This window comes from Phycicoccus elongatus Lp2, assembly GCF_000367525.1.
Lineage (GTDB): Bacteria > Actinomycetota > Actinomycetes > Actinomycetales > Dermatophilaceae > Phycicoccus_A > Phycicoccus_A elongatus.
On record NZ_HF570956.1, the window covers coordinates 3,077,784 to 3,080,363 of the forward strand.

At 70.9% G+C, this 2,580-nt stretch carries 3 protein-coding genes; 1 reads left to right on the forward strand and 2 read right to left on the reverse strand.

What is annotated here, in order from left to right; genetic code table 11:
- Positions 1–38: 38 nt before the first annotated feature.
- On the reverse strand, positions 39–557 hold the full coding sequence (locus BN10_RS14925) for a peptidylprolyl isomerase (RefSeq protein WP_040752046.1): 519 nt from the start codon (positions 555–557) through the stop codon (positions 39–41).
- 163 nt (positions 558–720) lie between these two features.
- Between BN10_RS14925 and BN10_RS15945 the strand changes: the two genes are divergently transcribed.
- Positions 721–1,515, forward strand: a complete 795-nt coding sequence (locus BN10_RS15945; RefSeq protein ID WP_010852080.1) for a hypothetical protein — start codon at positions 721–723, stop codon at positions 1,513–1,515.
- Between the two features lie 81 nt (positions 1,516–1,596).
- On the opposite strand, the gene BN10_RS15950 is transcribed toward BN10_RS15945, so the two are convergent.
- The coding region (locus BN10_RS15950) for a M23 family metallopeptidase (RefSeq protein ID WP_051369745.1) at positions 1,597–2,580 on the reverse strand (984 nt) is incomplete at its 5' end.

The window sequence follows — 2,580 nt, forward strand, 5'->3', positions numbered from 1 at the left end:
AGCGACGGATCCCGCGGACGCAAGGGGGCTTGGGGGTGTCAGTCCTCGATCTCGACCTTCTCGATGACAACGTCCTCGACCGGCTTGTCGTTCGCACCTGTGCGCACCGCCGAGATGGCGTCAACGACGGCGCGCGAGGCCGCGTCGGAGACCTCGCCGAAGATGGTGTGCTTGCCGTTGAGCCACGGCGTCGGCACGGTGGTGATGTAGAACTGCGAGCCGTTGGTGCCCTTGCCCATCCGCTTGCCAGCGTTGGCCATGGCGAGCAGGTAGGGCTTGTCGAAGGCGAGTTCGGGGTGGATCTCGTCGTCGAAGGTGTAGCCCGGGCCGCCGAAACCCTGACCGAGCGGGCAGCCGCCCTGGATCATGAAGTTGGGGATGATCCGGTGGAAGATCAGGCCGTCGAAGTACGGAGTGGGGTTGGTGCGACCCGCGTCATCCTTGTAGTCGAGCTCGCCCTTGGCCAGACCGACGAAGTTCTTGACGGTCTTGGGCGCCTGGTGCTCGAAGAGGTCGATGACGATCGGGCCGTGGTTGGTGGTGATGGTTGCCTTCATGCGGTCCATTCTTCCACGCCCGCCGTGTCGAGCCCGCGACGATCGGACCCAGACGCCGCACACCCAAAGCGCACGCACGCAGGGCGATTTGGCAGGATGGAGTTCGGACCGACCCTGGATTGGGTCCGGAGATCTCGAACGATCGCGACCGAAGGAGCACCACGTGTTCAAGTCCCAGAGCAAGACCGAGCAGGCGCGAGCCGCATTCGCCGAGGGCCTCGAGAAGGCCCAGGACCACGCCGCGACCGCCGCCGACAAGGCCACCGAGTTCCAGGGTCGCGCACAGGACGCGGCCGACGTTGCCCGGGGGCGTGCCCAGGAGGCCCGGGTCCAGGCCCAGGACGCTGCCGCGACGGCCCGCGAAAAGGCGCACGACTTCGCGGAGTATGCGGCGCCCAAGGTCGAGTCCGCCAAGGACACCTTCGTCGACGAGGTGCTCCCCAAGGTGGCCCAGGCCATCGCGACGGTGGCCGCTGGCGCCGTCGCCGCCAAGAGTGCCGCCACCGAGGCCGCGCACAATGCGCCGGATGCCTACTCGGTCCTCAAGGGCGAGTCCGCGGCCAAGAAGAAGGGCCGCGGCAAGTGGGTGCTCCTCCTCGGTGCGCTCGCCGCGGGAGCGGCGGTCGCGGCATACCGGAAGAGCACGGCGAAGCCGGACCCGTGGGCCACGGCGACGCCCTACGCCCCGCCGAGCACGGCCCCGGGCGCGGGGGCCAAGGTGGCCAACCTTGCCGACGCCGCCAAGGAGAAAGCCGCCGCGGCGGCGAGCGCGGCCAAGGACAAGGTGGAGGACCTCAAGAACGCCGCGGACGACGCGGCGGACACCGCCCTGGACAAGGCCGCGGACGCGACCGATGCCGTCGAGGACGCGGTCGACGAGAGCACCGACGCGGCCGGCGACGCCTGGACCAACGCCAAGGACTGGGCCGAGGACAAGGCCGACGAGGCGAAGGGCTGAGCCACCCGGCAATCCGCGAAAGGGCCGGTCACCCCGTGTGGGTGACCGGCCCTTTCGCGTATGCGGTGTGCGGCGCGGACCTCAGAGGTAGTTGGCCGGGTCGACGAGGGTGCCGTTGCGCTCGACCTCGAAGTGGAGGTGGCAGCCGGTGGAGGTGCCGGTCGTGCCGACCAAGCCGATGCTCTGGCCCGTCGTGACCGTCTGGCCGACGTTGACGGTGCGGCTCGACAGGTGGTTGTAGGTCGTGCGGTAGGCGACGCCGTCGACGGTGCCGTGATCGATCACGATGCGGTTGCCGTAGCCGCCACCCCAGCCGGACTCGACGACCTTGCCGGCCGCGGCCGCGGCGACGTTGGCCCCGCAGCCAATGGAGAAGTCGTCACCGGTGTGCATGCGGTAAGTGCCGTAGACCGGGTGGATCCGGCCACCGAAGCCCGAGATGACCGGGGCGACGAGGGGAGCAACGAGCGGCCAGCTGGCCGTTGCCCGCGCCTGCTCCTCGGCGGCGCGAGCCGCGTCCTGGGCTGCTTGCGCGGCGGCTGCGGCTGCGGCTTCCTCGGCGGCCTTGGCGGCGGCCTCCTGCTCGGCGAGGACGGCAACCTTGGCGGCGACGGCCTCGGCACGACGGGCGTCGGTCTCGGCGGCGGAGACAGTCACATCATCGAGGGGCTCGGACTCGATGCTCTGCTCGATTGCGGGACGGACATTGTCCCGCGAGGCGGCCTCGGGCTGTGCCGACGGTGTGACGAAGGAGAGCAGGCCGGTGGCCTGGGCGGCGATCACATCCGCACCGGGGCTCGATCCCGCGCTGGCGGTCGCCTGCGCGGCACCCATGACACCGGTGAGGGCCAGCAGGGCCACGGCCTGGCGCGGGCGGGTGAAGGATCGGCCGGCGACCTCCCGACGGGCTGCCCCGCGGGTGGACCCGTGACGTGCCGCCTGGCGCTGGGCGGCGCGGGAACGGCGGGTCGGGTTCTCGACGGCGGCCTTGGCGGCCATCAGCGCACGGGCCTCGGCGCGGGTCTGGGGGACGTAGGCCTCGAGCTGCTCGGCGGTGAATCGGCC